This is a genomic window from Streptomyces sp. MB09-02B, from assembly GCF_033794485.1.
Taxonomy (GTDB): Bacteria; Actinomycetota; Actinomycetes; order Streptomycetales; family Streptomycetaceae; genus Streptomyces.
Map to the genome: position 1 here is coordinate 1 of NZ_JARGEE010000656.1, position 3336 is coordinate 3336.

The window sequence follows — 3336 nt, forward strand, 5'->3', positions numbered from 1 at the left end:
TTGTCGTACGGGGGGCGGGTCGAGCATCGGCCTGTGCTGAATGGGGAGGGGCGCGCCGTCGAGGTGGGTGACATCGAGCGGGCCGTGCGGTTGTCCCGGCGGGTGGGATGGCTGGCGTTGGGGATCGGTGCGGGTGTGTCGCTGCTGCGGTCGAGGAGGCAGGGATGAGTGGCGGGCTGTTGGTCGCCGGGACCACCTCGGACGCCGGGAAGAGCGTGATCACCGCCGGGATCTGCCGGTGGCTGGTGCGGCAGGGGGTCAAGGTCGCGCCGTTCAAGGCGCAGAACATGTCGCTCAACTCCTTCGTGACGAAGGAGGGCGCCGAGATCGGGCGGGCTCAGGCCATGCAGGCGCAGGCGTGCCGGGTGGAGCCCACCGCGCTGATGAACCCCGTGCTGCTGAAGCCCGGGGGCGAGCGCAGCAGTCAGGTCGTGCTGCTCGGCAAGCCCGTGGGTGAGATGAGCGCGCGCGGCTATCACGGAGGGCGGCAACAGCGGCTGCTCGGGACCGTGTTGGAGTGCCTCGCCGAACTGCGGGGCACGTATGACGCGGTGATCTGCGAGGGGGCCGGCTCTCCGGCCGAGATCAATCTGCGGCGGACCGACATCGTCAACATGGGGATCGCCCGGAACGCCGGGCTGCCCGTGCTCGTCGTCGGCGACATCGACCGGGGTGGGGTGTTCGCATCGTTCTTCGGGACCGTCGCGCTGCTCTCCCCCGAGGACCAGGCACTCGTCGCCGGGTTCCTCGTCAACAAGTTCCGCGGTGATGTCTCCTTGCTGGAGCCGGGGCTCGACATGCTGCGCGGGCTCACCGGGCGGCGGACGTACGGCGTGCTGCCGTTCCGGCACGGGCTCGGGATCGACGAGGAGGACGGGCTGCGGGTCTCGCTGCGGGGGACGGTGCGGGAGTCGAACGTCGCGCCGCCCGTCGGGGAGGACGTGCTGCGGGTCGCCGTGTGCGCGGTGCCGCTGATGTCCAACTTCACCGACGTGGACGCGCTCGCCGCCGAACCCGGTGTGGTCGTGCGGTTCGTGGACCGGGCCGAGGAGTTGGCCGACGCGGACCTCGTCGTCGTGCCGGGGACCCGGGGCACGGTCCGCGCGCTGGAGTGGCTGCGGGAACGGGGGCTCGCCGAGGCGTTGCTGCGCCGGGCCGCCGAAGGGCGGCCGGTCCTCGGTATCTGCGGGGGGTTCCAGGCGCTCGGGGAGCACATCGAGGACGACGTCGAGAGTCGCCGGGGACATGTCCCGGGGCTCGGGGTGCTTCCCGTCCGGGTGCGGTTCGCCCCGGAGAAGACGCTCACGCGACCCGTCGGGGAGGCCCTCGGGGAGCGGGTCGAGGGGTACGAGATCCATCACGGGGTCGCCGAGGTGCTGGGCGGTGAGCCCTTCCTGGACGGGTGCCGGGTCGGGCAGACCTGGGGCACGCACTGGCACGGGTCGCTGGAGTCGGACGGGTTCCGGCGGGCCTTTCTGCGCGCGGTGGCCGCCGCCTCGGGGCGCCGGTTCGTACCGGCCCCCGACACGTCGTTCGCCGCGCTGCGCGAGGAGCAGCTCGACCGGCTCGGCGACCTGATCGAGGAACACGCGGACACGGACGCGCTGTGGCGGCTCATCGAGTCGGGGGCACCGAGCGGGCTGCCGTTCGTGCCGCCGGGAGCGCCGGGGGTGCCGGGATGAGGGCGTCGGGTCGGTTCCGCCGGGAGAGCCGGGGGAGGGAGCGTCGCCTGCCGGCCGGTGGGGCTTCTCGCGCAGTTCCCCGCGCCCCTGATGAGCGGGGGCTACGCCCCGTGCTCTTCATCCCGCCGGTCGCCACTCGTCTCATTCATTCACCTCTAGGAGGGATCACCGCGTGAGCACGCACTTCCCCTTCACCGCCGTCGTCGGGCAGGGCGACCTGCAACTCGCCCTGCTCCTCAACGCCATCTCCCCGAAAATCGGTGGGGTGCTCGTGCGCGGCGAGAAGGGCACCGCCAAGAGCACCGCCGTGCGGGCGCTCGCGGCGCTGCTGCCGGAGGTGGAGGTCGTCGCCGGCTGCCGGTTCTCCTGCGACCCCGTGAAGCCGGACCCGGCGTGTCCGGACGGGCCGCACGAGCCGGCGTTCGAGACGCGGCCCTCGCGCATGGTCGAGCTGCCGGTCGGTGCCTCCGAGGACCGGCTCGTCGGCGCCCTCGACATCGAGCGGGCGCTGTCGGAGGGCGTGAAGGCGTTCGAGCCCGGGCTGCTCGCCGACGCGCACCGGGGCATCCTCTACGTCGACGAGGTGAACCTGCTCCACGACCACCTCGTCGACCTGCTGCTCGACGCGGCCGCGATGGGCGCCTCGTACGTGGAGCGCGAGGGTGTCTCCGTACGGCATGCCGCGCGGTTCCTGCTGGTCGGGACCATGAACCCGGAGGAGGGCGAGCTCAGGCCGCAACTCCTCGACCGGTTCGGGCTGACCGTGGAGGTCGCGGCCTCGCGGGAGCCTGACCAGCGGGTGGAGGTCGTCCGGCGGCGGCTCGCCTACGACGACGATCCGGCCGGTTTCGCGGCCCGTTGGGCGGACGAGGAGGACGGCGTACGGCAACGGGTCGTCGCAGCACGGGAGTTGCTGCCGTCCGTGGTGCTGGGCGACGGGGCGCTGCTGCAGATCGCGGCGACCTGTGCGGCCTTCGAGGTGGACGGGATGCGGGCCGACATCGTGATGGCCCGGACCGCGACCGCGCTGGCCGCGTGGGCCGGGCGGACCGAGGTGCTCGCGGAGGACGTGCGCCAGGCGGCGCTGCTCGCGCTGCCGCACCGGAGGCGGCGGAATCCCTTCGACGCGCCCGGCCTCGACGAGGACAAGCTCGACGAGACCTTGGAGGAGTTCGCGGAGCCGCCGCAGAACCCTAAGGATCCGCATGATTCGCAGGACCCTCAGAACTCGCAGAACCCGCAGGACGACGACGATCCTGATCCCGGTCCCGACGGCCCCGGCGGCGGTGGGCGGCCGCCCGCTCCCGAGTCCGACGGGCCCCAGGGCGGCGACGGTGGTGGTCAGTCCGAGTCCGGCGAGGGTGTGCCGACGCAGGCTCCGGCCGCCGGTGAGCAGTCCGCCGTACGGGCCGCCGAGCCGTTCCGTACGAAGGTGCTGAGTGTGCCGGGGCTCGGGGAGGGTGCCGCCGGGCGGCGTTCGCGCGCGCGGACCGAGCACGGGCGCACGACCGGGGCGCGCAGGCCGCGCGGCACGCTGACCAAGCTGCATCTGGCGGCGACCGTGCAGGCCGCTGCCCCGCATCAGCGGACGCGGGGGCGGTCCGGGCCGGGGCTGGTGGTACGGCGGGACGATCTGCGGCAGGCGACCCGGGAG

At 73.4% G+C, this 3336-nt stretch carries 2 protein-coding genes and 1 pseudogene; all 3 read left to right on the plus strand.

All coding sequences use genetic code 11. From position 1 onward, the window contains the following. Positions 1–168 (plus strand): annotated as a pseudogene (locus P1P70_RS42355) (cobalamin biosynthesis protein); the annotation flags it as partial. Next, a complete protein-coding gene (locus P1P70_RS42360; RefSeq protein WP_319247498.1) occupies positions 165–1682 on the plus strand; it encodes a cobyric acid synthase in 1518 nt (505 codons plus the stop codon). The pseudogene P1P70_RS42355 and the gene P1P70_RS42360, both read left to right, overlap by 4 nt. A 172-nt stretch (positions 1683–1854) precedes the next feature. After that, positions 1855–3336, plus strand: a 1482-nt coding sequence (locus tag P1P70_RS42365) for an AAA family ATPase (protein ID WP_319247500.1), incomplete at its 3' end; no start/stop codon positions are given.

Bases quoted from the DNA above. Each gene is read 5' to 3' on its own strand.
- P1P70_RS42360 (WP_319247498.1), top strand. From the start codon at position 165: ATGAGTGGCGGGCTGTTGGTCGCCGGGACCACCTCGGACGCCGGGAAG.